22 protein-coding genes are annotated in these 22,595 nt (G+C 49.5%); 17 read left to right on the top strand and 5 right to left on the bottom strand.

Annotated elements, in window-relative coordinates; all coding sequences use genetic code 11:
* Window positions 1-227: 227 nt before the first annotated feature.
* From nuoI to DXT99_RS15540, 7 genes are all read left to right on the top strand, one after another.
* Window positions 228-743 carry an NADH-quinone oxidoreductase subunit NuoI gene (gene nuoI, locus DXT99_RS15570; RefSeq protein WP_115566504.1) on the top strand — a complete coding sequence of 172 codons (516 nt, stop codon included), beginning with the start codon at window positions 228-230 and terminating at the stop codon, window positions 741-743.
* Window positions 744-747: 4 nt separating this feature from the next.
* Complete coding sequence (gene nuoJ / locus DXT99_RS15565) at window positions 748-1,284, top strand: NADH-quinone oxidoreductase subunit J (protein WP_115566503.1); 537 nt, start codon at window positions 748-750, stop codon at window positions 1,282-1,284.
* The gene (nuoK, locus tag DXT99_RS15560) at window positions 1,281-1,589 is read left to right on the top strand and encodes an NADH-quinone oxidoreductase subunit NuoK (RefSeq protein WP_115566502.1); all 309 of its coding nucleotides are present in this window, start codon (window positions 1,281-1,283) and stop codon (window positions 1,587-1,589) included. Before nuoJ ends, nuoK begins: the two co-directional genes overlap by 4 nt.
* Before the next feature lie 5 nt (window positions 1,590-1,594).
* On the top strand, window positions 1,595-3,481 hold the full coding sequence (gene nuoL / locus DXT99_RS15555) for an NADH-quinone oxidoreductase subunit L (RefSeq protein ID WP_115566501.1): 1,887 nt from the start codon (window positions 1,595-1,597) through the stop codon (window positions 3,479-3,481).
* Window positions 3,478-5,055: an NADH-quinone oxidoreductase subunit M gene (gene nuoM / locus DXT99_RS15550; protein ID WP_115566500.1), complete on the top strand. Its 1,578-nt coding sequence runs from the start codon at window positions 3,478-3,480 to the stop codon at window positions 5,053-5,055. Before nuoL ends, nuoM begins: the two co-directional genes overlap by 4 nt.
* Before the next feature lie 183 nt (window positions 5,056-5,238).
* The gene (locus DXT99_RS15545; protein ID WP_115566499.1) at window positions 5,239-6,699 is read left to right on the top strand and encodes an NADH-quinone oxidoreductase subunit N; all 1,461 of its coding nucleotides are present in this window, start codon (window positions 5,239-5,241) and stop codon (window positions 6,697-6,699) included.
* 109 nt (window positions 6,700-6,808) lie between these two features.
* A complete protein-coding gene (locus DXT99_RS15540; RefSeq protein ID WP_115566498.1) occupies window positions 6,809-7,435 on the top strand; it encodes a hypothetical protein in 627 nt (208 codons plus the stop codon).
* A 78-nt stretch (window positions 7,436-7,513) separates the two neighbouring features.
* Here DXT99_RS15540 and DXT99_RS15535 read toward each other — a convergent pair whose 3' ends face one another.
* The 5 genes from DXT99_RS15535 to DXT99_RS15515 form a co-directional block, all read right to left on the bottom strand.
* Complete coding sequence (locus DXT99_RS15535) at window positions 7,514-8,755, bottom strand: cysteine desulfurase-like protein (RefSeq protein WP_115566497.1); 1,242 nt, start codon at window positions 8,753-8,755, stop codon at window positions 7,514-7,516.
* Window positions 8,756-8,841: 86 nt separating this feature from the next.
* On the bottom strand, window positions 8,842-10,515 hold the full coding sequence (locus DXT99_RS15530) for a glycosyltransferase family 39 protein (RefSeq protein WP_115566496.1): 1,674 nt from the start codon (window positions 10,513-10,515) through the stop codon (window positions 8,842-8,844).
* Window positions 10,516-11,112: 597 nt separating this feature from the next.
* Entirely contained in the window at window positions 11,113-12,132 is a 1,020-nt protein-coding gene (locus DXT99_RS15525; RefSeq protein WP_181885146.1) for an acyloxyacyl hydrolase, read from the bottom strand.
* 273 nt (window positions 12,133-12,405) lie between these two features.
* On the bottom strand, window positions 12,406-13,452 hold the full coding sequence (locus DXT99_RS15520; RefSeq protein ID WP_115566494.1) for an acyltransferase family protein: 1,047 nt from the start codon (window positions 13,450-13,452) through the stop codon (window positions 12,406-12,408).
* A gap of 99 nt (window positions 13,453-13,551) precedes the next feature.
* Entirely contained in the window at window positions 13,552-14,268 is a 717-nt protein-coding gene (locus DXT99_RS15515; protein ID WP_115566493.1) for an RDD family protein, read from the bottom strand.
* Between the two features lie 76 nt (window positions 14,269-14,344).
* Between DXT99_RS15515 and DXT99_RS15510 the strand changes: the two genes are divergently transcribed.
* The 10 genes from DXT99_RS15510 (at window position 14,345) to DXT99_RS15470 (ending at window position 22,540) form a co-directional block, all read left to right on the top strand.
* The gene (locus tag DXT99_RS15510) at window positions 14,345-15,307 is read left to right on the top strand and encodes a stage II sporulation protein M (protein ID WP_115566492.1); all 963 of its coding nucleotides are present in this window, start codon (window positions 14,345-14,347) and stop codon (window positions 15,305-15,307) included.
* Window positions 15,282-16,172 (top strand): hypothetical protein, encoded by an 891-nt coding sequence (locus DXT99_RS15505; RefSeq protein ID WP_115566491.1) that lies wholly within the window; start codon window positions 15,282-15,284, stop codon window positions 16,170-16,172. Before DXT99_RS15510 ends, DXT99_RS15505 begins: the two co-directional genes overlap by 26 nt.
* Window positions 16,156-16,893, top strand: a complete 738-nt coding sequence (locus DXT99_RS15500; RefSeq protein WP_115566490.1) for a DUF4129 domain-containing protein — start codon at window positions 16,156-16,158, stop codon at window positions 16,891-16,893. Before DXT99_RS15505 ends, DXT99_RS15500 begins: the two co-directional genes overlap by 17 nt.
* On the top strand, window positions 16,890-18,077 hold the full coding sequence (locus DXT99_RS15495) for a DUF4350 domain-containing protein (protein WP_115566489.1): 1,188 nt from the start codon (window positions 16,890-16,892) through the stop codon (window positions 18,075-18,077). The genes DXT99_RS15500 and DXT99_RS15495 overlap by 4 nt, the downstream gene beginning before the upstream one ends.
* A gap of 2 nt (window positions 18,078-18,079) precedes the next feature.
* Complete coding sequence (locus DXT99_RS15490; RefSeq protein ID WP_115566488.1) at window positions 18,080-19,072, top strand: AAA family ATPase; 993 nt, start codon at window positions 18,080-18,082, stop codon at window positions 19,070-19,072.
* Window positions 19,072-20,403, top strand: coding sequence for a DUF58 domain-containing protein (locus tag DXT99_RS15485; RefSeq protein ID WP_115566487.1), 1,332 nt, complete (start codon window positions 19,072-19,074; stop codon window positions 20,401-20,403). Before DXT99_RS15490 ends, DXT99_RS15485 begins: the two co-directional genes overlap by 1 nt.
* 58 nt (window positions 20,404-20,461) lie before the next feature.
* Window positions 20,462-21,487, top strand: a complete 1,026-nt coding sequence (locus DXT99_RS15480) for an LLM class flavin-dependent oxidoreductase (RefSeq protein ID WP_115566486.1) — start codon at window positions 20,462-20,464, stop codon at window positions 21,485-21,487.
* Between the two features lie 142 nt (window positions 21,488-21,629).
* Window positions 21,630-21,734 carry a universal stress protein gene (locus DXT99_RS27355; RefSeq protein ID WP_220273397.1) on the top strand — a complete coding sequence of 35 codons (105 nt, stop codon included), beginning with the start codon at window positions 21,630-21,632 and terminating at the stop codon, window positions 21,732-21,734.
* A gap of 18 nt (window positions 21,735-21,752) precedes the next feature.
* Window positions 21,753-22,076 (top strand): hypothetical protein, encoded by a 324-nt coding sequence (locus DXT99_RS15475; RefSeq protein WP_115566485.1) that lies wholly within the window; start codon window positions 21,753-21,755, stop codon window positions 22,074-22,076.
* A gap of 2 nt (window positions 22,077-22,078) precedes the next feature.
* The gene (locus DXT99_RS15470; RefSeq protein ID WP_115566484.1) at window positions 22,079-22,540 is read left to right on the top strand and encodes a universal stress protein; all 462 of its coding nucleotides are present in this window, start codon (window positions 22,079-22,081) and stop codon (window positions 22,538-22,540) included.
* Window positions 22,541-22,595 lie beyond the last annotated feature (55 nt).

Raw genomic sequence — 22,595 nt, 5'->3', positions numbered from 1 at the left:
CAAAACCTGAAAACGTGAGCTATAAAAAAAAACAGGAGAAACCGGAACAGCAGACTCCCCTCCTTGGACAAGGAGGGGCCAGGGGTGGTTTGACCCGGGACTAATATAACCACCATATCGACCAGCAGGAGAAGCTTAAAACAAGTGTAGCTTAAACAACTCTCTCCTGTCATCGAGATGACAAAGTCTTAAGAATAAAAGAAAAACTATAAAAGAAAGGAGCAGACATGTTTAGTATTTTACGCAGTATGTGGCTTACATTTCTGCATGCGTTTCACAAACGTGATACCGTACTGTACCCGGAAGAAAAGCCCTACCTCCCGCCGAGGTGGAAAGGCAGAATCGTTTTAACACGCGACCCGGACGGGGGCGAGCGCTGTGTGGCCTGCAACCTCTGTGCCGCTGCCTGCCCCGTAGATTGTATCTCTTTGCAGGCCACGGAAGACGAGACAGGCCGCCGCTATCCAGACTTTTTCCGCATCAATTTCTCCCGCTGTATTTTTTGTGGCTTCTGCGAGGAAGCCTGCCCGACTTATGCCATACAGCTGATACCAGATTTTGAAATGGGTGAATACAACCGCCAGAACCTGGTCTATGAGAAGAAGGATCTGCTTATTAACAGCGAAGGCAAGTATCCCGGCTACAATTATTATAAGGTGGCCGGTATGGCCATCGGTGGAAAAGATAAAGGTGAGGCGGAAAACGAAACGCCTCCTGTAGATATTAAAAGCTTAATGCCTTAATACCATGGAACTGACTTTTTACATAGCCGCAGCCGTTGCCGTACTGGCTACCCTGATGGTGATTACACGCTACAACATGATCCACGCGCTGCTCTACCTCGTGGTTTCCTTCCTGGCCATTGCCATCGTCTTCTTCACGCTGGGAGCTCCTTTTATGGCAGCCCTGGAGGTAATCGTTTATGCAGGTGCCATTGTGGTGCTCATCATCTTCGTGATTATGATGCTTAACCTGACTTACGAAGATGTGCAGAAGGAAAAAGAATGGCTAAAGCCTTCTGTCTGGGTGGGGCCTGCTATCCTGTCGCTGGTGTTGCTAGCCGAACTGGTTTATATGATAACCGCCGCTGAGACAGCTCCCGCCGCCGCTGTGGTGGCCGTGGATGCCCGCCTGGTGGGGCTGGCATTATTCGGACCTTATGTGCTGGCAGTGCAGTTAAGCGGTATTCTGCTGATGGCAGGTATTGTAGGAGCCTACCATTTGGGCAGACAGAAGAAAAAAGTTGTTCACAGATTCTTACAGGAAAGGAGCGCCGCCGCATGAATGCTGTATCTATGGAAGCCGGCCTGTTGCTGGCAGGAATCCTTTTCTTACTCGGGATGATCAGCGTCATGATTCGGCGCAACATCATCTTTATGCTCATCTCTGTGGAGATTATGCTGAATGCGGCTGGTCTGGCCTTTATCGTGGCTGGCTCGCGCTGGGTGCAGCCCGACGGGCAGATCATGTTCATCTTCATTCTCACCATGGCCGCAGCCGAGGTATCTGTTGGGCTGGCTTTAATCCTGCAGATTTACCACCAGCTGAAGACCCTGAACAGTGACACCGCAAACTTTATGAAAGGATAAAAGCTATGGCAGATTTACTTTGGTTAATTCCCGCTTTGCCCTTTGCCGGTGCCCTGCTGCTGGTCCTGTTCGGCAACAGGATCTCTCGTGGACTGGTAACCGCTATTGGGGCAGGCAGTGTCGGTATATCAGCAGCTATCACGTTGCTGCTGGGCATTGAATACCTCTCTTCCCAACCAGCCTATTACCACCAGGAGGTATGGAACTGGTTCAACGTGGCGGGCTTCAACCCGTCCATTGCCTTTCACCTGGATGCACTCTCGATGGTCTTCATCTTCGTGATCACTTTCGTCGGTTTCCTCATCCACGTCTACTCTACCGAGTACATGGCCGAAGATGCCGACTACTCCCGCTTTTTTGCCTGCATGAACCTTTTTGTGGGCTCTATGCTGGTACTCGTAATGGCAGATAACCTCCTGCTCTTATACCTGGGCTGGGAAGGAGTAGGTTTGTGCAGCTACCTGCTCATTGGCTTCTGGTACAAAGAACCCGCGAACGGCTATGCTGCCCGGAAAGCCTTCATCATCACGCGCGTCGGCGACACGGCCATGGCTATCGGGCTGTTCATGCTCTTCCAGGCTTTCGGCACTTTACATATCCAAACCATTTCCACGGAGGCAGTGCAACTATGGGATACAGGTGCACAGATGGCCGTGATCATTGCTTTTCTGCTGTTAGGTGGCGCTGTGGGTAAATCAGGTCAGCTGCCGCTGCAAACGTGGCTGCCGGATGCCATGGCGGGTCCAACACCTGTCAGCGCCCTCATACATGCGGCCACCATGGTTACGGCTGGTGTTTACCTCATTGCACGCATGCACGTCATTTTTGAACTGGCCCCTGTTGCTATGATGGCCGTGGCTGCTATCGGTGCTGTTACGCTTCTCATTGCAGGCTTTGCCGCCCTCACGCAGTATGACCTGAAACGGGTGCTGGCCTATTCCACCATCAGCCAGATCGGGTATATGTTTCTGGCTTTAGGTGTGGGCGCCTGGTCGGCGGGAGTCTTTCACTTCATGATACACGCTTTTTTCAAGGCGCTGCTTTTCCTGTGTGCAGGCGCTATTATCCTGGCGCTACACCACGAGCAGGACATGCGCAAAATGGGCGGGCTGCGGACATCGATGCCGGTCGTGTTCTGGACCTTCCTGATTGGCGCTGCCTCGCTGGCTGCTTTCCCCTTGGTGTCAGCTGGTTTTTATTCTAAAGACCAGATTCTGTGGCTCCAGCTGGCAGGCGAGAACGGGAGCGTCTGGCTCTATGCAGCAGGTTTGCTGGGAGCATTTGTCACCTCCATTTATACCTTCCGGATGGTCTTCATCACCTTCTATGGCAAAGCCAAAACGCATGTCGGGCACCAGCCCACGATGGCGATAAAGGTACCGCTGATCATACTGGCTGTGCTCTCGCTGGTGGGCGGCTTTATTGAGTTGCCGCATAATTTTGGGCATGTAGTACTGTTCTCTGATTTTCTTTCGCCCATACTTCCCACAATAAGCGTAGTGCCGGGCTTCGACCAGTACGAGTGGATGTTACAGTTATTAGCTGCGGTCGTGTCTCTGAGCGGAATCTACATTGCCTACCTCTTCTACATAAGCAAACCCGAGCTCCTCGCCTCTATCCACCGCTCCAGCACGGCGATGGCTGTACATCGTTTCTGGCACTCCGGCTGGGGTTTTGATAAGTTGTACGACATCTTGCTGGTGCGGCCTTACGTGTTCCTGGCCAACGTGAACAAACGCGACGTGATTGACGGCTTCTACACCGGTCTTGCCCGTGTGACAGAAGGCTTCCATATGATGTTGTCTGAGACACAGAGCGGGGTGCTACGCAACTATGTAGCGGGTGTCGTAGTCGGCGCCATCATGATTTTAACCATAAGCATCTTCCTATGATATTAGTCTGGCTTATCGTGATACTAATGGCTGGCGGGCTGCTGGCATGGCTAGCCCAAAAGTGGCACCGTGCCTCTCCCCGCTGGATAGCACTGGGCTCTGTGCTGGCAACGCTCGGCATAACCGTTTACCTGTGGCTGGCTATGCCTGCCGCCACCTTGGGTGCTTCGCCCTGGCTCCTGCAGTACGAACTGCCCTGGATTCCGCAATGGGGTGTTTCCTTTAGCCTGGCACTGGACGGGCTAAGCCTGCTCATGCTACTTCTTACTTTTTTTCTAGGGCTGGTGGCCATCCTGATTTCATGGAGAGAGATAAAAAACAAAGTCGGCTTCTTTCATTTTAACCTGCTGTGGGTGCTGGCAGGTATCACCGGTGTTTTCCTCACCATGGATCTTTTCCTGTTCTACTTTTTCTGGGAGGTGATGCTGATACCGATGTACTTCCTGATAGGCATCTGGGGCCATGAGAACCGCAATTATGCCGCCTACAAGTTCTTCATCTTCACCCAGGCCAGCGGACTCCTCATGCTGCTGGCCATACTGGGTTTATACTTTATCCATGGCAGCCAGACGGGCACCTACACCTTTAACTATTTTGCACTGCTGAACACGTCGCTTGCCCCTGAAGCAGCACGCCTGCTGATGTTTGGCTTTCTGGCGGCCTTCCTTGTGAAACTGCCCGTGGTGCCGTTCCATTCCTGGCTACCCGATGCCCACTCCGAAGCACCCACGGCAGGCAGTGTTATTCTGGCCGGGCTGCTGCTGAAAACAGGCGCTTATGGTTTGCTGCGCTTCGTGCTGCCGCTGTTCCCCACAGCCACCGTGGAATTCGCTCCCTGGGCCATGCTGCTGGGTGTCATCGGCATCATATACGGCGCCATACTGGCCTTCTCGCAAACTGATCTGAAACGGTTGGTGGCCTATACCAGTGTCAGCCACATGGGCTTTGTGATACTCGGTGTGTTTGCCTTTAATGAATGGGCGCTGCAGGGGGTGGTGATGCAGATGATTACGCACGGCCTCAGCACCGGGGCACTGTTCATTTTAGCTGGCTTCCTGTACGAGCGCCTGCATACCCGCGACATCCGGCTGATGGGCGGCTTCTGGTCCAGAGCCCCGAAGATGGGCGTGGTAGCGCTGATCTTTGTAATGGCTTCCCTGGGCTTACCGGGACTAGGTAACTTTATTGCAGAATTTCTCACCCTTGTAGGTTCCTGGCAGGCAAACAACTGGCTCACCGTTTTCGCCACCATTGGTCTGGTGATGGCCACTGCTTACTCGCTCCGCATCATGCAAAAAGTTTTCTATGAGCCATCCTTAGTGGAACAGCCTGCACTGCCTGACCTTACTTCCCGTGAGATGCTGATAGCTGCGCCCATGATAGTGGGTCTTCTCTGGCTGGGGCTTTACCCACAGCCTGTGCTTGACTTAGCACAGCCATCCGTGCAGGAGCAACTACAGGCTTATTCCGGGTCTAAAGTGGAGCCTAAAGTAGCGGCAGTAGAGGCGCCTTTGAGTATAGCAGAAATTGACAGTGTATACTTTGAGGCAGCTGTGAAAGATCTCAAGAAGTAATACATAAGTCCCCTTTGAAGGGGGTAAGGGGGATGACAAGCAGGCTGAGGCTTAGAAAGGCTCTGCTACTTTTCAAAAGCAGATGCAACAGGTCTCTCTTGATGTTCTGCAGGTATAACCATCCTCCTACCCCCTTTAAAGGGGAACGTTCGAAAGTGTAAATGAAAAATAAACCCAAAGCCCATGAGCGTAAATGACTTTATTCACCTGATGCCACTGCTCATTTTAACAGTAGGCGCGTTGGTCAGTATGCTGGTGATTTCAGCGTGGCGCAACCACAAAATTATCTACGTGATTACGGCGGTTTCTTTTGTAGCAGCCTTTGCCTCCCTTTTTGAGCAACATGTGGCAGCGCCTTATACCATTGAGCCGTTATTTGTGATGGACGGTTTTTCGGCGTTTTATATCGGGCTGATGCTGGTCACGGCGCTGCTTATCAGCATGCTTTCCTATGCATATTTTGAGCAGCGCGAAGAGCGGAAGGAAGAATATTATATCCTGCTGATACTGTCCACGCTGGGGGCCTGTGTCATGGTTATCAGTAAACACTTCGCTTCTTTTTTCCTGGGCCTCGAGATACTGAGCGTGGCACTATATTCCCTGATTGCGTACCTCCGTACCCGTGAGCGTTCCGATGAGGCAGGCATTAAATACCTCATCCTGGCTGCCTTCTCTTCTGCTTTTCTGCTGTTCGGAATGGCATTGGTGTATGCCGCCACCGGCACCATGACCTTTACGGGAATAGCCACCGCCATCGCTGCTTTCGATAGGCTTCCGCTGCTGCTCATCACTGGCTTTGGCATGATGATCATCGGCATCGGTTTTAAGCTGAGCGTGGTGCCGTTCCATATGTGGACCCCCGATGTATATGAAGGGGCACCTGCGCCTGTCACGGCTTTTATCGCCACTGTTTCCAAGGGTGGCGTGCTGGGCCTGCTGATTCGTTTTTTTATGGAAGTAGACGGTTTCCGCTACCCTACCCTGGTACTGATTTTCACTATTATTGCCATCGCCTCTATGTTTGCGGGCAACCTGCTGGCCCTGATGCAGCAAAACGTAAAACGTATCCTCGCCTATTCCTCCATTTCCCACCTGGGCTATTTGCTTGTGGCTTTTCTGGCAGGCAACCAGATGGGCGTTGAGGCGATTACCTTTTACCTCGTGGCTTACTTTATAACAACAGTCGGTGCATTTGGTGTTATCGCTATGCTCTCTGACAAGGACCGTGATGCTGAGCGTATGGAAGATTTCAAAGGCCTGCTCTGGCGTCGCCCGTGGACGGCGGCAATTTTCACGGCGATGCTGCTCTCGCTGGCAGGCATCCCGCTTACCGCTGGCTTTGTAGGCAAGTTCTATATCATTGCAACAGGCGTAAATACCCAACTCTGGCTACCAGTGGCTATCCTCGTGCTCAACAGTGTAATTGGCTTGTACTACTACATCAAGATCATTGCCGTGATGTTTCAGCAGCCTGAGGCAGCGATGGAACCACGCAGACAACTTCGCCCCTCCATCTATGTGGCCAGTATGGGTACTTTAACTGTGCTTGCACTGCTGCTGATAGGCATCGGTGTTTACCCCACAGCACTCATCAACCTCATCACAACGTTGCTGAACACGTTTACAACATTGACGCTTCGTTGAGTGAAGTGTGCCTCCGGCTTTATTGAATTACAAATAAAATTATTTTTAGGGTGATAAATACCCTGCGCTTCATCTCGTATAGTATGTTTATCACGAACTAGAAAAACATATGGGATCAACAGGATCTGGAGGGGAATTTGAAGACTTATGCCAGCAGTATGAAACTTGGATACACGCTTATGTCTCGGCCCATTTCGACTCTCCCTTGTACCACATCTGGCTATCCGACTCAACCGATGAAAGAGACCGGACTGATAAGTTTATACTTTCTAAAGACAATAAGATAGTAACAGCAACTACGCCTATGAGGCTGCTGAATGCTCTGAAGGACCTGGAGATACCGTTCCCTGATAACGAGAAAACAAAAGAGTGGTTGATCAGGGCATTTCTGTCGGATCCTGCTCCTTCTATAGTCTATGATATAAAACTTATAGAAGCATCTATCTTAGCCAAAGATATGAGCCAGGATTTTATTGAAGAAGCAGTTAACTTCATCAACCTTTTCGGAGACCTGGGCCACCAACTAGGGAATGAGGAACTTATAGATTTAACTTATGATAATTCAGTAAGAGACCTTTGGGATTTCTTTTATGATAATACTTTCTGGCCTCGCTGGGGCCATGAGGACACCTTTGATGAAAGTAAAGTTCCTGCGTTCGAGCCGGATTACGAGGAACTAAAAGAAGACTTTGATGTGCTGATACAGGAGTTTGAAAGTAGATTTGACATAAGATAAATGCCAAATAATAATCTCCCCATATTAAAGGCAAGGCATACAGAGGACGGACTATGGGAGATTATTATTTGGGTAAGACTACTTCTTATGTTCAGTAAGAAACCACTGTAGTCCTTCTTTAAAAAGCTCTATTTCCTCTGCTGTGTTATAAGGAGCCAACCCGATTCGAATCCAGCCGCCCCTGTCATATACTCCCAGTTTCTCCGCCATTGTGGAAGCGTAAAAATCTCCGTCGGCAATACACATATGATAGTTTTCGGCGAACCAGGCCGTTGCTTCCCTGGAGTTCACACCTACGATGGTAAAGGCAAAAGTTGGTGTTTTCCGGACGCCTTTTGGTGCGCGGTAAAGTTGAACCTGCGGAATATTTCCCAGGAAGCTTTCTATCTTTTCGGTCAGTTCATCTTCATAGGCAGCAATCCGCTGCATGCCCGAAAGCAACTTCTCCCTGCGTGTGCCGCCCTCACCAAGGCTTTGAATAAACGCTATCGCTCCAATTAAGCCTGCAATAGCCTCATGGTTCTGCGTTCCGGTTTCGAGTTTGTAAGGGATTTCCTGCGGAGCCGGCTTCAGTTTGTAAACTGGTAGCTTGTCGAAAAGCGAAGCCGAAATAACAGACATACCGATATGAGGACCGAAGAACTTATAAGCCGAGCACAGCAAAATATCAACGCCTAACTTTTTGAAATCAATAGGCAGGTGTGGCACAGCATGTACAGCGTCTACTATAAAAATGGCACCTACGGCCTTTGCTCTGAGCTTGATTCTTTCTATATCCGTTACTGTACCCGTCACATTCGACGACATACCAACCGCTATTAGCTTTGTTCTGTCGGTAATCACCTCGTCCAGTGTGTCCAGGTCCAGGGTGAATGTCTCCGGATTCAGCTGTATGAACTTTACCACAGCGCCCTTGTCTTTGGCAAGCGTCACCCAGGGATCCACGTTGGCGCGGTGGTCCAGTTCCGTCACTACAATTTCGTCCCCTTCTTCTATAAGAGAAGCCAGGCTTCTGGCAATGGAAAAAGCGAGAGTCGTCATGTTCTGACCGAAGGCTACTTCTGATGGCTCGCAGTTTAAGAGATCCGCAACGGCACTTCTTGCCTCTGCAATCATGTCGTCTGTTCGTATGCTTGTCGGGAAGGTGCCGTGTAGGTTGGCCATTCCGTCTGAAATATAAGCCATCATAGCTTCTGCAGCGCTTCCAGCCATTTGTGTTCCGCCAGGGCCGTCAAAGAAAATAAGAGGTTTTCTGTTTTCGTCTTCTCTTAATGCGGGAAACGCCGCACGTACCTGCTGTATCGGAAATGGCTGGTTCATTTAAATCTGCTGCTTATGCGTTGAGGGTGAGTAAAGATTTTACGCTTTTTATCCTATTCAATAGTATAGTGTGGCATAAGATAAAATTACCTTTCTTGTAAATCAAACAAATGCACATTTACCTCTGTCGTTTTATAGGTATCTATTTCTTCCCCTATAGTAGAAAAGGTTTTATGCAGGGTAGCTCTACTACTTTCCGGGGCATAGTACCAGGCAGGTTGCCCATCAAAATCCCCGATGTTGAACCAGGCCCAGTTGCTGTAGACCAGCCACACACGCTTATTCCCGCTAAGCTTTTCGAAATCAGCACTTAATCTTCTGTAGTAGTCAGCTTCATCTTTTGCCACATAGCGGTAATCTTTGCCTTCCACAGCTTCAAATCTGAAACCCCGCATCGCTTTATAGTAACGGTAGCCAACCAGGTCATTCCAATAGATGTAAACGGCGTCTCCCTCCTGGAATCTGTCGTCAATATAAGAGAGTGTTTCCCTCTGGTATGACTTCTTATAATCCCCGAAAACATCCCGGTTTATTATTTGATGGGATGAATTCGCCAGGGGCCCCAGAAGTAGTAGTGCAGGCAGAATGAAGCGCCCTCTAGCTGTTTTGAAGAAAAAGACTGACAGTTTCTCACAGCCCAGCGCCAGAATAAGAATCAGCACAGGAGCCAGAAAAACGACGAGCCGATCCATGAACGGGTACAGTTCCAATCCAGAGGCAATTAGCACCAGCAGGACAGGGAAAACCAGCACCATGAAATGCTTCCTGTCTTTCCTGTAGAAAACCGCAAACCCTACAGCCAATACTGCCAAAGGCAATAAAGACATTCTGGCGATAATCCGAACTATGGGGTTAGCAGATGGTGAAAGGTCTAACCATGACAAGCCCAGCGGGTAATGGAGGACAGAAAAAATTTTCTTAAAAAACCAACTCAATTCCGAGAGGGAAGTTGGCGGCAAAGGCATAAAACTATCGCGAGTCCTAAACCAGTGCAGCAGCCACTCTGAGTCTCCGTGCTTGTGAGTAAACAGAAAGTAGGTGGCGGCAAAGCTGACGAGCCACATAGAGAAAGGATTGATGGACCGGAACAGGTGCCGCCATTCCTTCTTTAACAGGTAGTGCAGGCAGACACCGAAAGCCATACCTGCCAGTATAAAGATAGACGAGAAGGAAAACCAGAGAATTACTGCCCCGCTAAGCCCCCACAGGAGAAGTGAGGGAAGGGCCATCTTTTTATGAAATCGGATATAGAGATACAAAGCGACTACCGTAGCAAACATCTCTGTGCTGTATTGCTTAACTTCCACAGCGTGATAAACCAATGGTGGTGCTGCCGCCAACACACCTATCGCAACCACCACGCCTACGGGCTTTAAGAAGTAGCGCGCTACAGGCAGAAACAGAAACAGGGATGCAACACCACATATCAGAGGGAAGAGCCTGAGTGCCATCTCTCCAGTCCCGAAGAGCAGCACCATCAGCCGCTCCATCCACAGAAAGCCGAGCGGTGCCTTCTGCTCGTATTCCAGCATGGGAGCTGTCAGTTCCCAGAAATTCATCTTCACCAGGCTGGTAGCCAGAAAGATCTCATCTACATATAAAGACCTGTTATCTAAAAAATGGAAGAGCCGAAAAAAAACTCCGGCTCCCATCAAAATCCAAACAACGGTAATCCACTCTTTATTTACTCGCCCGCCCGCTGAGGGTAATACAGGGCTCTTACTGACTTCAGGAAAAGTCGTATTAAAAGATGTCGGCATTCTGGATCACGATTAAGATTTCACTTCAGATCTTATCCTAAATTTTTTTATTGCTATTTGGTACTTCGATCACTTTCAGGTCGTAGTAATCAAAGCAAAAAAGCATTCATAGTTTGGTAGCCGGGCGCCTATCAGACTTTCTCTAACAACCGGTTGATTGTAAGTTAATGTATTAATCTGCCTTTAACGCAAAAAAGAAGTCAGCGTCTATTCAACCTTGTCAAAAAGTGATGCAAGGGAAAGTTAATAAAACCTGATACCGCTTTTTTCTTATTATGACTCTTCCTTTTATTTCTCTCGAATTAAACACATTACATATTAAACATCACCTATATTCACGATAAAATCAAATTATTAAAAACTAAATTAAAATAAGCAACAGCTTTTAACTATACCGCACATAACTCTCCTGTCTCAGCTTTCGGGAAAAGCAATAGCAAGATGCAGTGTGGCAGGAACCTTTATCATTTATCCACCACTCGCTAAGAACGGACACCACCGGCTGTTACTCCCATCCCAAGCGTAACAGCCGGAATAAGTATGTTAGCGTTTGTAAACACGGCAATCCAATAGCTTCATACATATCCTTGCCCTCTATTATAAATGCAGCCCTATTCCCCATTCCAGTACGTTGGCTGTGCGGGTGTGCACCATGAGCATGGCACTGGTAGAAAGATTCCTGGTGAAAGAATACTGCAGACCGTAGCGCTGATAATTGTTTGGAAACAACCTGTAAGGCTGATAGACATAGCGCCCGAACTGAAACATAAAGGAGAACCGGTTCAGGTGCAACTCATGGCCAACAGTAATTCCAGCCATTCTTGGTTCCAGTTCTTCATCAGGTGGCTGCAGGGACATGTTGATAAACTCATTCCGTAATGCTGTATCATGAAAAGCATCGACTCCAAACAAAAGGCTACTGGTTCTAGTGATGCGTTTACTAGCATAAGCTGAAAGAGTATAGACAGGATGCTTCTCGTCTATTAGCAACACCTCCTTTACACCGGCGGCAACCCTGAGGTTAAGCCTAATGCTTTTGTCAATAGTTGCTGCTACAGTATCGTTTTGCTCTATATACCGGACCTCCCCCTGCTGATACCTAACCCCCACCCCCAATAGCGGAAAGTTCATGCCATTGTTCGGCTTGTCCAGGCCACCGTTGGAAAAATGACGGAAAGCCAGGTTCAGGTTCATAAATGTATGTCTGCTCAGCGGAAACTCGTACCGGAGCGTACCACGGAGAGAGAAAGCAAGTGCGCTGCCGATGGCTTTATTCTGCTCGTTCGTAATAGGTACATAATGGCGTGTTGAATAAACCAATCCTGTGCCCACATTAAACCGCAAGCTGCCTTTCCGGCCTTCTATGATAGCATTATCCAGGTAGGTGGTAAGTGTTACAGCCTCTCCCAGTTCATCAGGAACACCATAATTATAATAAGCCAGGGCATAGCCGATCTGTGGGTAATTAAAATGTCTTTCCCACTCACGCTTCCCTACAGTATGCCGGTTGGCAAATACCTCTACTCCGAGGGGGTGTGTGAAGTTAAGCGCCGGAAGTCCGCTTCTGTAGCGGAATAGGGTACCATAGTAGCCATTTACTCCAAACGACCAGGGCATATTGCTATCTTGTTTAGAATCCTGTGCGTGTACTTCCGGAATAAGGCAAAATAAAATTAAAAGGCTGATTAAAAGATACCGGTAAAATCCGCACAAAGCAACACTCAAAAACTTCAACATTGAAAACAACGGTTTGCCCTCTTTTTAAGTGAGCGCCTGGAAATAACAAACGTAATTAACTACGCCCCGGCCACGTGTAAGTTTTAAAGGAGCTGCTTTAGAAGCAGCATTTTTTGGAATTTAACTTTTACCCAGATATCCGTATCCTTTTATCTATGCCCGTGACAGTATTCTTTTGCTCAATCTATATTTTGTATCTGCTTTGTAGAAGAGGTAACCTGCCAGCAAACAACTAAAGAGCCCCATCAGCACACTACTTTGCTTGGGAAACAGACCAAAGTACACTATCTGGATGAGGAAAATGTGGTAGGATGCTTTGCCCAGAGCAGCAAACAGGTGAAGAAATTTATTGTCAGAAAACACCGGTAAAGCTTTAAAAAGCCCCCATACGATAGCCGCAGCATAGGCAAAGGTCAAAACGCTCTGTGTCTGCCACTCCGCTGTCATATAGTTTACATTTAAATCGGCATACACCATCCGGTAGAGGTACAAACAACCCGCCGCCGCTATAGTCAGGAAAAGAAGAATGACATTTGCCCTGAGAGGCTGCAACATACTTTTGGAGAGCACCAGGCCAAAAGCAATGGCAGAGAAATAACGGGGCAGCGCCGCACTGTACAAATAGTCTTCTGCCTGGAATAAACGAACATGGCTACTCCAAACGAGAAACAGGATTTCCAAAGCAATCAGCAAAACAATAGTAGACGAAGGCTGCCGCTGAAACAAATAATCTATTATAGGAAAGAAGAAGATGGTCTGAAGTATCAGCGTCACAAAGTAGTTACCTGGCCCGGTGACGGGTAACAGCCCGATAAAATTGTAGGCATTAAACTCCAACTTATGCTGGTTGTAGAGCAAAAGCCAGGCAAGGCCCGCCAGTATAGAGAGCACGTACACCCACAGCAGGGGAAACAGGATGCGCTCTGCCTTCTTGCGAAAATACTTTCTCGTGTACAGGGAGGAGAGTTCCGGCTTACTGCCTGTAAAATCCATGCCTAAGTTAACTCCCATCAAAACCATAAACACCGGCACTGCCTGCCAGATGTGGTAAATGGCGTACGTTTCGTTTAAAATGTCTCTCTCAAAGGCATGTAGCAGGATGACCGAAACGATAGCAAGGCCTTTGGTAACATCTATCTGCTGAAAACGCTTCTTAGAGCCGGTGAGAGGCTGAACCGTAAAAGAATTGGCTGGAGGCATAGTAAAGGTATACAGGCACTCTTACTACGCGGGTTACATACATAATTCAAGAAAAGGCACTATTAATTGACATGAAGAAAAACAAAAGCAAGCCTGCTGCTACACCTGCACATCGCCATGGGTGTAGTGATGGTAATCTTTCACCACCGTTTGCAGGAAATCCCACTCCGCCATTTCCGTCTGGATACCCGTTACTTCTTTTACGCGCTGGGTGATTTTCTCCAGCAACTCATAGTTGTTATGCTGCCGCGCCTTGTAGAGCAGCTTGCGGATCAGGGCCACGTCTTTATCTGTGAGCAGGTTTACCTCCGGAAAGCGTATCTGGTACCCTTCTTCGGTGCTTACTGATATATGGTCTTTTCTCCGCACGGCCTGCTTCCGGATAACGGAGGTGCCTGCGGCCATGTCGCCGAGGCGCTGCCCTTTGTTGCTCACTGCTATTGTCACGATGGCTACCACTCCGCTCGAGCCTGCGGTATCTATTAAACGGAACACCCAACGCAACAGGTAATCACCGATGGAGGGTGCCTCGCCAGATAGTTTGATTACCCGGATGTCGCGGGCCATTTTGCCGATGCTCTGGCCATTCATGAATATCTCGCAAACCAGGTGGTAAAACAGGACAGGGAGTCCTACGACGACAGCACTTACTATATTATTGTTCAGGCCCAGCCCCTGTAAAATCAGGACGGTAATAACCATCCATAAAAAGTAAACCGCAAAATCTATTAAGTGGGCTAGTATGCGGTCACCAACGCTTGCAACAGCATACTCCACCTCCACATTCTGCGTCGTCCTGATTTTAATGGTATTCATCTTAAAATAAGTTTGCTTCCGTTTTTTTATACATCACAAGATACATATATTTGGTAGAGATCAAAATTGATTTACCGTGCGTGAGGCTGCCTTCATCCGAAAAAACAAACTTAAGTGGAAGTCCTTCGAAACTCAGAAAGCCTCCAGCCCGGACGATCTGGCTGACCGGTTTATTGAGCTGACAGACGACCTGGCGTATGCCCGCACCTTTTACCCGGAGTCAGACACCACGGCTTACCTCAATACCCTGGCCGGGCGCTCTCATCAGGCCATCTACAAAAACAAAAAAGAAAAGCAGAACCGGTTCTTCGCTTTCTGGAAGTATGAGTTGCCGTATTTGTTCCGCCAGCACCACCGGCAGCTACTTTATGCCTTTCTCATATTTGCAGTAGCCTGCGGCATCGGCGCCCTCTCCGCCGCCCTCGACGATACCTTTGTGCGCCTCATCCTCGGCGATTCTTATGTAAACATGACGCTGGAGAATATCCGCAAGGGAGACCCGATGGCGGTATACAAAGGGCATGGCGAGGCAGAGATGTTCCTGTTTATCACCTTCAACAACATCAAAGTGGCCTTTCTGGCTTTTGTGATGGGGGTGTTCTTCTCGGTTGGCACTTTCTGGGTGCTTTTCCAGAACGGGGTCATGCTGGGCGCCTTTCAATACTTTTTCTACAAGCAGGGGCTGCTGCTCACCTCCGTGCTGACCATCTGGATACACGGCACCCTTGAAATCTCGGCCATCGTGATTGCTGGTTGCGCTGGCTTTGTGATGGGCAACAGCCTGCTCTTTCCGAAAACCTACTCCCGCTCCTACTCTTTTAAAAAGGGTGCCCGGCAGGGCCTGAAGATTGTGGTGGGGCTGGTGCCGGTTTTTATAACGGCGGGTTTTCTCGAGGGCTTCGTCACGCGGCACACCGAAATGCCGATGGCCCTGAGCCTGTTCATCATTCTTTCGTCTGCAGCCTTCATTCTTTACTACTTTATTATCTATCCACGTTCACTGCACAAACCAGATGTTACAGACAAAACAGAAAATTAACTTAAGAGAAGAAAGGGACTTCGGAGATAAGCTGAACGCCACTTTTTATTTTATCAAAACAAACTTCAGGCCGCTGCTAAGGGCTTTGCTGCTTTACGTGACACCTGTAGCGCTGGCAGCAGGCATTTTCTCCGGGCTGTTTCAGGCGCGCACGTTCCAGCGCATGACAGGTGAAGCCACTTATAGCACCTTTGGCGATAACGTTTTTATGAACCAGGTCACATCGCTCAATTATATCCTGAGCATGATATTCACCTTACTGAGCATTTTTATCCTCTCCCTTACAGTGTACAGTTTCATGGTGGTGTACCAGGATGAGGAGGGCGAGGTGCAACCGGCAGCTGTGTGGGAGCACATTAAAGCTAACCTTGTGCCGGTCATTTACAGTGGCATCGCCATCTCCGTTGTCACCTTCTTAAGCATTTTCTTCTTTGGCCTTGGGATTTACCTTGGTATTGTGCTGTCGCTCTTCATTATTGTGATGGTGCGCGAGGAACTTGGTTTTATAGAAACAGTGGAACGCTGCTTCTATCTTATAAAAGGCAACTGGTGGGCAACCTTTGGCTTTTTGCTAATAGTGGGCATTATTCAGGGCTTAATCGGTGTTCTGGCAGCTTTGCCCCTAGGTGCTGTTACCATGTTGCGCGCGTTTGAAGTTCCGGGCATGGACAGTGACATTCTGCTTGTCGTGGTAAATGCGTCTGCTTCGGTGCTGAGCATTTTCCTTTACTGTATCTACGCCGTCGCAATAGGTTTCCAGTACTACAATCTGGTGGAGCAAAAAGACGGCATTGGACTGATGGAGCAGGTCGACCTAATTGGCCGCTCCGAAACAAACCTAACCGCAAATGAGGGTGAGTTTTAAGCACCTTTTTATATTCCTGTTCTCTTTTTGCCTGCTATGCGGCTTTGGCACAATAGCGTACGCCCAGGCACCCGACAGCGTGCCTGCTGCCACTGCACCTGTACAAGTGCGCCTGCCCGACCAGGAGAAGTTGGAGAACATGCGTGCCAGTGAAGATTTCCAGTATTACGAAGAGGTGCGCCCGGCCAATACCTTCTGGGAGCGCCTTAGTCGCAGGACAAAAACGTGGCTACGCGAGGTATTATACCAGGGCCAGGCAAGGGGTTTCTGGGAGTTCCTCATTTATGTTGTTATAGCAACTGCCATTGTGTACATAGTGGTAAAGATGCAGCATGTGGATGTGGGTAGTCTGTTCGGCAAAAAGAGCGCGAACAATGAAACCCCTTATAATGTGTTTGAAGAAAACATACATGAGCTCGACCTGAAGGCCCTGACGGATGAAGCTGTAACACAGCGCGACTTCCGGAAAGCCATCCGCTTGCACTACCTCCAGAGCCTGAAAACACTCACCGACCGCGGCCTGATTCACTGGAGCCCAAGCAAGACAAACCGCAGCTACATTGCAGAGATACAACAGCCTGACATACGCCATGAGTTTGAGCAGCTCACAGGTATGTTTGAGTACGTATGGTACGGCGGTGCCGCCCTCGGCGACGAGCTTTTCAACTCCGCGAGGGCAGAGTTTACTCAGTTTGACACCCTTCTAAAGCAGCAGGCATGAAAGGCTACCGTCGCTATATCGCGTTGATTGTGGTGCTTTTCGGGGCGCTGGTGATGCTGGATTATTTTAGACCAAAGCCCGTGGACTGGTCGCAGACCTTCTCCCGAAAAGACAAGATACCGTACGGCACCTATGCATTGTATGAGTTGCTGCCTGAAATGTTTGAGGGCGAGCCGGTGCAGTCGGTGCGGGAGCCTATTTATAACCATCTGCAGGATAGCACGCTTGGGGGGAATTACATTTTTGTGAACAAGTTCTTTGCAGTGGACAGCCTCGACACAAACCTCCTGCTTGATTTTGTGCAGCGAGGCAATGATGTCTTTATTGCGTCGGAAAACTTCTCTTTTGACCTGTCGGACACGCTCCATTTTGAGACGGACATGCTGGATAATACAGACCCGGATTCCACCGGTTTGCTGTTCACCACCCAGCCGCAGCAGAAAGTTTATACTTACCCGGCTAACAACAACCAGTTTTACCTGGAAGTAACACAGCAGGAAGGGCACGAGGCCTTGGGCCGAAACAAGGCGGGTAAGCTTGTGTTTATGAAAGTGCCCTTTGGCGAGGGCCACTTCTATATCAGCACAGTACCACTCGCTTTCACCAATTACCAGCTGCTCACCCTGAACCAAAGCGCCTATGCCGCCACAGCCCTCTCCCACCTCCCCGTGCAGCCCGTGTACTGGGACGAGTATCAGAAGCAGGGGCGGCTGGATGAGCAGTCCATTTTCCGGGTGCTGATGCGCCACGAGCCGCTGGCGTGGGCGTATTATATTGCCCTGTTCACCATGGTGCTTTTCCTGCTGTTCAAGAGCAAGCGCACCCAGCGCATTATTCCGGTACTGGACCCGCCGCGCAACACCACCCTCGACTTTGTGAAAGTGATTGGCAGTTTATACTTCAACCAGGGCAACCCCAAAAATATCGCCGAAAAAAATATTACTTACTTTCTGGAGTATCTGCGCCTGCACTATCATATGTCCACCAGCATACCAGATGAAGAACTGCGCGAGCGCGTCATCGCCAGGTCCGGGGCAGATGCGGAGGTCGTGACAAATATTTTTAACCTGATCCATAGTATCCGGCAAAGCGACGGTATCGGAGAACAGACGCTGATGCTGCTGAACAATAACCTCGAAGATTTTTACAGACAAACCTCAACAAGGCCTTTGGCCAACGTATAGTTATGCAAGAAGAAGTACTAACCACCACACAGGAAAACAAAACAGACTACAGCGCCTTACGGGAAACAGCACAACGGATAAAGCAGGAACTCCGGCAGATAGTTGTAGGCCAGGAACAACTGGTGGAGCTGCTATTGGTAGCCATGCTTGCTGAGGGCCATGTGCTGATTGAGGGAGTGCCGGGCATTGCCAAAACACTCACCGCCAAATTGCTTGCCCGCACCGTGCAGGCTGATTTCAGCCGCATCCAGTTCACGCCAGACCTGATGCCCTCTGATGTGCTCGGCACCTCTGTGTTCCATCCCGGCACCGCCACCTTCGACTATAAAAAAGGCCCTATTTTCGCCAACATTGTACTGATAGACGAGATAAACCGGGCACCTGCCAAAACGCAGTCTTCGCTTTTTGAGGTGATGGAGGAACAGCATATCACCCACGACGGACAGGTATATCGATTGGCTGCGCCCTTCATCGTGCTGGCCACCCAGAACCCCATAGAGCAGGAAGGCACCTACCGCCTGCCGGAGGCGCAGCTCGACCGCTTCATGTTTAAAGTGCTCGTTGACTACCCTACCCTGGCAGAGGAAATAGCCATACTGGAGCTTCAGCACAAAGGCGCTCATTTGAAACGTGACCTGGAGCGGGTGCAACCGGTCGTATCAGCAGACCAATTGCTGGAACTGCGCCAGGCGGTGCAGGCCGTGCACCTTGATAAAAAGCTGATTGAATATATTGCCCAGGTGGTAGGCGAAACCAGAGTGAGCAAAGCCTTGTACCTGGGTGCTTCGCCGCGTGCCTCCATCGCCTTAATGAACAGTTCCAAGGCATTGGCTGCCTTGCGTGGCCGCGGTTTCGTAACACCCGAGGATGTACAGGAACTGGCGCCGGTGGTGTTGCGCCACCGCATTCTCCTGACGCCGGAGCGCGAGATGGAAGGCCTTACGCCTGATGAAGTGATAAAGCAGATAATTCAGAAAATAGAGGTACCCCGCTAGTGCAGTTTATCCGCAGCTTATACTTTACGAACCGTTTGTACCTGTGCCTAACAGGACTGGTGTGCCTCTTTGTACTCGCTTTTTTCCTGCCGGTACTGCTGGTTGTCGCCAAAATAGCCTTTGGGGTGCTGCTGCTGCTCACCCTGCTCGATCTGCTCCTGCTCTACCGTAATGGGCAGGGTATGTTTGCCAGCCGCAGCATGCAACAAAAGCTCTCCAACGGCAGCGACAATGATATATACCTGTACATCGAGAACAAGTATTCCTTTGCGGTGCACACCGAAGTTATTGATGAGTTGCCGTTCCAGTTCCAGAAGCGCGACAGCCTGTTCCGGGCGCACATTCCCAAAGGACGCACCCACATCATTCAATATACTTTGCGGCCAACCAAGCGCGGCAGCTATAGCTTCGGAGCCATCAATGTATTTGCGATGGGAACGCTGCAGCTTATCAAGCGCCGCTACCGCTTTGCCCAGGACCAGGAAGTGCCGGTTTACCCGTCCTTTATCCAGATGCAGCAGTATGAACTGATGGCTGTTTCGAACAGGTTGCAGGAGATAGGTGTAAAACGGGTGCGCCGTATCGGGCACAGCTCCGAGTTTGAGCAGATACGGCCTTATGTAGCGGGCGATGACCAACGCACCGTCAACTGGAAAGCCTCGGCCCGGAAAGCAGAACTGATGGTGAACAGTTACCAGGATGAAAAGTCACAGCAGGTATACTGCCTCATCGACAAAGGCCGGGTGATGCAGATGCCTTTTGAAGGTCTTAGTTTGCTAGACTATGCCATCAACGCTTCGCTGGTTATCTCCAACATTGCCCTTAAAAAGCAGGATAAGGCGGGCCTGATCACGTTCTCCGACAAGATCAGTAATATGCTGCCGGCACAGCGCAAATCAGACCAGATACGCCGCATCATGGAGCTGCTGTACAACCAGAAGACCATGTATCAGGAAACAGATTATGAGCGCCTTTATACTACGGTACGCCATAGTATAAAACAGCGCAGCCTGCTCCTGCTGTTTACAAACTTTGAAACACTGAACGGGGCGCAGCGCCAACTACCCTACCTCCGGGCCCTTGCCAGGCACCACCTGCTGGTCGTCATCTTCTTCGAAAATACTGAGCTGCATGCTTTGCTGCACCAGCGCGCTAAGAGCACCGAGGAAATATACACCAAAGCCATCGCCCAGAAGTTCGACTACGACAAGCGCCAGATTGTAAAAGAACTGCAGCAACACGGCATCCACGCCATCCTCACACCACCGGAGCAACTGACCATCAACACCATCAACAAATACCTAGAGCTGAAGGCACGCGGGCTTATTTGATTTTTTGTATCCACCTTCCCCTCCTGATTCGTTAGACGTAAGAAACAGAAGAAAAAGAATGGAAAATAAAGCAAACAAGAAAAAACTGACAGATATCCCGCTCTCCATACTGGATTTGGTGCCTATCCTATCCGGGAAAACAGCTGCCGACTCCTTTAAAACCACCGTTGACCTGGCGCAACATGCAGAGCGCTGGGGATTTAAACGGTATTGGATGGCAGAACACCACAACATGGCTGGCATTGCCAGCTCCGCCACGTCTATTCTGATTGGCCATGTAGCAGGCAACACTACCACGATCAGGGTTGGCTCCGGTGGTGTGATGCTGCCAAACCACGCACCACTCGTGGTTGCAGAGCAATTTGGCACCTTAGAATCGCTGTATCCTGGCCGCATCGATTTAGGCATAGGCCGGGCACCCGGAACTGATCAGCTGACGTCGATGGCTTTGCGGCGGGACTTGCACGGCTCTGTGGAAGATTTCCCGAACAACGTGCAGGAGATAAGAAACTACTTTGCTATTGACCCTACCGCAAGAGTTCGGGCGGTTCCGGGCGAGGGTCTTGAGGTGCCGGTCTGGCTGCTGGGCTCCAGTACCTATGGCGCCCAACTAGCCGGGATGCTTGGTTTACCTTATGCTTTTGCCAGCCATTTTGCCCCGGCAAGCCTGCACGCTGCTTTAAAAGTATACCGGGAGAGCTTCCAGCCGTCTGATGTACTGCAGGAGCTTTATGCCATGGCGTGTGTAAATGTAGTGGTCGCAGACACAGATGAGGAAGCAAACCACCTCGCCACCACACTGTACGCCTCCTTTCTAAACGTTATCAGGGGAACTGCCAAACAAATGCAGCCACCTGTTGACAGCATGGACGGACTATGGGACGCGTCAGAGAAATACAATGTGCTGCAGATGCTCCGTTATTCTTTTACCGGCTCCCCTAAAACGGTGAAAGAAGAGATGCAGGCGTTTCTGGATGAAACACAAGTAGATGAAATCATGGTCGCTGCGCACATCTACGATCACGCAGCAAGGCTTCATTCCTATAAAATTCTCTCCGACTTACAGAAAGGCACGGCTGGTTGAGTTGCCCCTGCTACTGCTTAACCTTAAAGGAGATACTATAGTAAGAAAGCTGAGGAGTATCACCTGGCCAACTGACAAATAACATTCTGATGGCTTGGCTGATAGCTTAAATTGCATTGTAAATAACTTAACCCTACACGGCATGAACCATACCAGCGAAGCAGCGAGAATACATAAAATATTAGTTCCTACTGATTTGTCGAAAGAGGCAGATAATGCCTTGCTTTATGCCATAGAGATGGCTTGAACCACAAAAGCTGACATTGTGCTGTTTCATGCTTTTCACCATCCTGTTTTTTCACCGTCTCCCTATGATGAAGAGGTTAAGAAAGTAGAGATGGAAGAGGAAAGGTTAAAGAAACTGCAGGACCATACCAGCAAAACTGTTCGTAGCGTTTGTAAAGACTTCTCTATGGATTATAGCAGTGGTGCCAGCACTTCTACCGCTCTATCGAGTGGTTCCTGTACATTCAGCCTAACAGAAGATGGAGCTGAAAAAAGCTCCGTTTGTATTACCTGTGTCTGTGTATTCGGACTCACTTCCGAGGAAATCATTAAAGCCAGCAGGCAGTATGCGCAGATGTTTTAGTGATGGGCATGCGGGGCACAGGGGCCATAAGCCAGGCATTGCTAGGAAGCACCACCATGGCCATCATAGCGCAAAGCAAGGTGCCGGTAATGGCTGTGCCGGCTAAGAGAGAATTCAATGGACTGAACACAGTTGTGGCGGCCATGGATCTGACTCAATTACCTGACCTGCATACACTTGATCCGCTTAAAACCATAGCCTCCACCTTCAATAGTCACCTGCATGTGCTCCATCTGTACAAGAAAGACACAGAACAAGCCGAGCGGAATAAAGCTACCGGTTCCCTGGATGCACTGGACGCTTGCATGCAGGAGATAAACCATGACATTCATTTCAAGCAAACAGAAGATATACCAAAGGGAATTCATGATTATGTAGAGGCGCTGCAGGCTGATTTATTAGCCCTGCTTCCATCGCAGCATACATTTCTGAGCAGGCTGCTGAACAAAAGCATTACCGGGTAAATGACAGCTAAAGCGACCATACCACTGCTGGCTTTACCGACCACAGCTTCCGACG

It is taken from the genome of Pontibacter diazotrophicus (assembly GCF_003367245.1).
GTDB lineage: Bacteria > Bacteroidota > Bacteroidia > Cytophagales > Hymenobacteraceae > Pontibacter > Pontibacter diazotrophicus.
This window is presented reverse-complemented; position numbering and strand designations above follow the sequence as displayed.

Coding starts and splice junctions, on each gene's coding strand:
- nuoI (WP_115566504.1), top strand. CDS start 228: ATGTTTAGTATTTTACGCAGTATGTGGCTTACATTTCTGCATGCGTTT.
- nuoJ (WP_115566503.1), top strand. CDS start 748: ATGGAACTGACTTTTTACATAGCCGCAGCCGTTGCCGTACTGGCTACC.
- nuoK (WP_115566502.1), top strand. CDS start 1,281: ATGAATGCTGTATCTATGGAAGCCGGCCTGTTGCTGGCAGGAATCCTT.
- nuoL (WP_115566501.1), top strand. CDS start 1,595: ATGGCAGATTTACTTTGGTTAATTCCCGCTTTGCCCTTTGCCGGTGCC.
- nuoM (WP_115566500.1), top strand. CDS start 3,478: ATGATATTAGTCTGGCTTATCGTGATACTAATGGCTGGCGGGCTGCTG.
- DXT99_RS15545 (WP_115566499.1), top strand. CDS start 5,239: ATGAGCGTAAATGACTTTATTCACCTGATGCCACTGCTCATTTTAACA.
- DXT99_RS15540 (WP_115566498.1), top strand. CDS start 6,809: ATGGGATCAACAGGATCTGGAGGGGAATTTGAAGACTTATGCCAGCAG.
- DXT99_RS15535 (WP_115566497.1), bottom strand. CDS start 8,755: ATGAACCAGCCATTTCCGATACAGCAGGTACGTGCGGCGTTTCCCGCA.
- DXT99_RS15530 (WP_115566496.1), bottom strand. CDS start 10,515: ATGCCGACATCTTTTAATACGACTTTTCCTGAAGTCAGTAAGAGCCCT.
- DXT99_RS15525 (WP_181885146.1), bottom strand. CDS start 12,132: ATGCCCTGGTCGTTTGGAGTAAATGGCTACTATGGTACCCTATTCCGC.
- DXT99_RS15520 (WP_115566494.1), bottom strand. CDS start 13,452: ATGCCTCCAGCCAATTCTTTTACGGTTCAGCCTCTCACCGGCTCTAAG.
- DXT99_RS15515 (WP_115566493.1), bottom strand. CDS start 14,268: ATGAATACCATTAAAATCAGGACGACGCAGAATGTGGAGGTGGAGTAT.
- DXT99_RS15505 (WP_115566491.1), top strand. CDS start 15,282: ATGTTACAGACAAAACAGAAAATTAACTTAAGAGAAGAAAGGGACTTC.
- DXT99_RS15500 (WP_115566490.1), top strand. CDS start 16,156: ATGAGGGTGAGTTTTAAGCACCTTTTTATATTCCTGTTCTCTTTTTGC.
- DXT99_RS15495 (WP_115566489.1), top strand. CDS start 16,890: ATGAAAGGCTACCGTCGCTATATCGCGTTGATTGTGGTGCTTTTCGGG.
- DXT99_RS15490 (WP_115566488.1), top strand. CDS start 18,080: ATGCAAGAAGAAGTACTAACCACCACACAGGAAAACAAAACAGACTAC.
- DXT99_RS15480 (WP_115566486.1), top strand. CDS start 20,462: ATGGAAAATAAAGCAAACAAGAAAAAACTGACAGATATCCCGCTCTCC.
- DXT99_RS27355 (WP_220273397.1), top strand. CDS start 21,630: ATGAACCATACCAGCGAAGCAGCGAGAATACATAAAATATTAGTTCCT.
- DXT99_RS15470 (WP_115566484.1), top strand. CDS start 22,079: ATGGGCATGCGGGGCACAGGGGCCATAAGCCAGGCATTGCTAGGAAGC.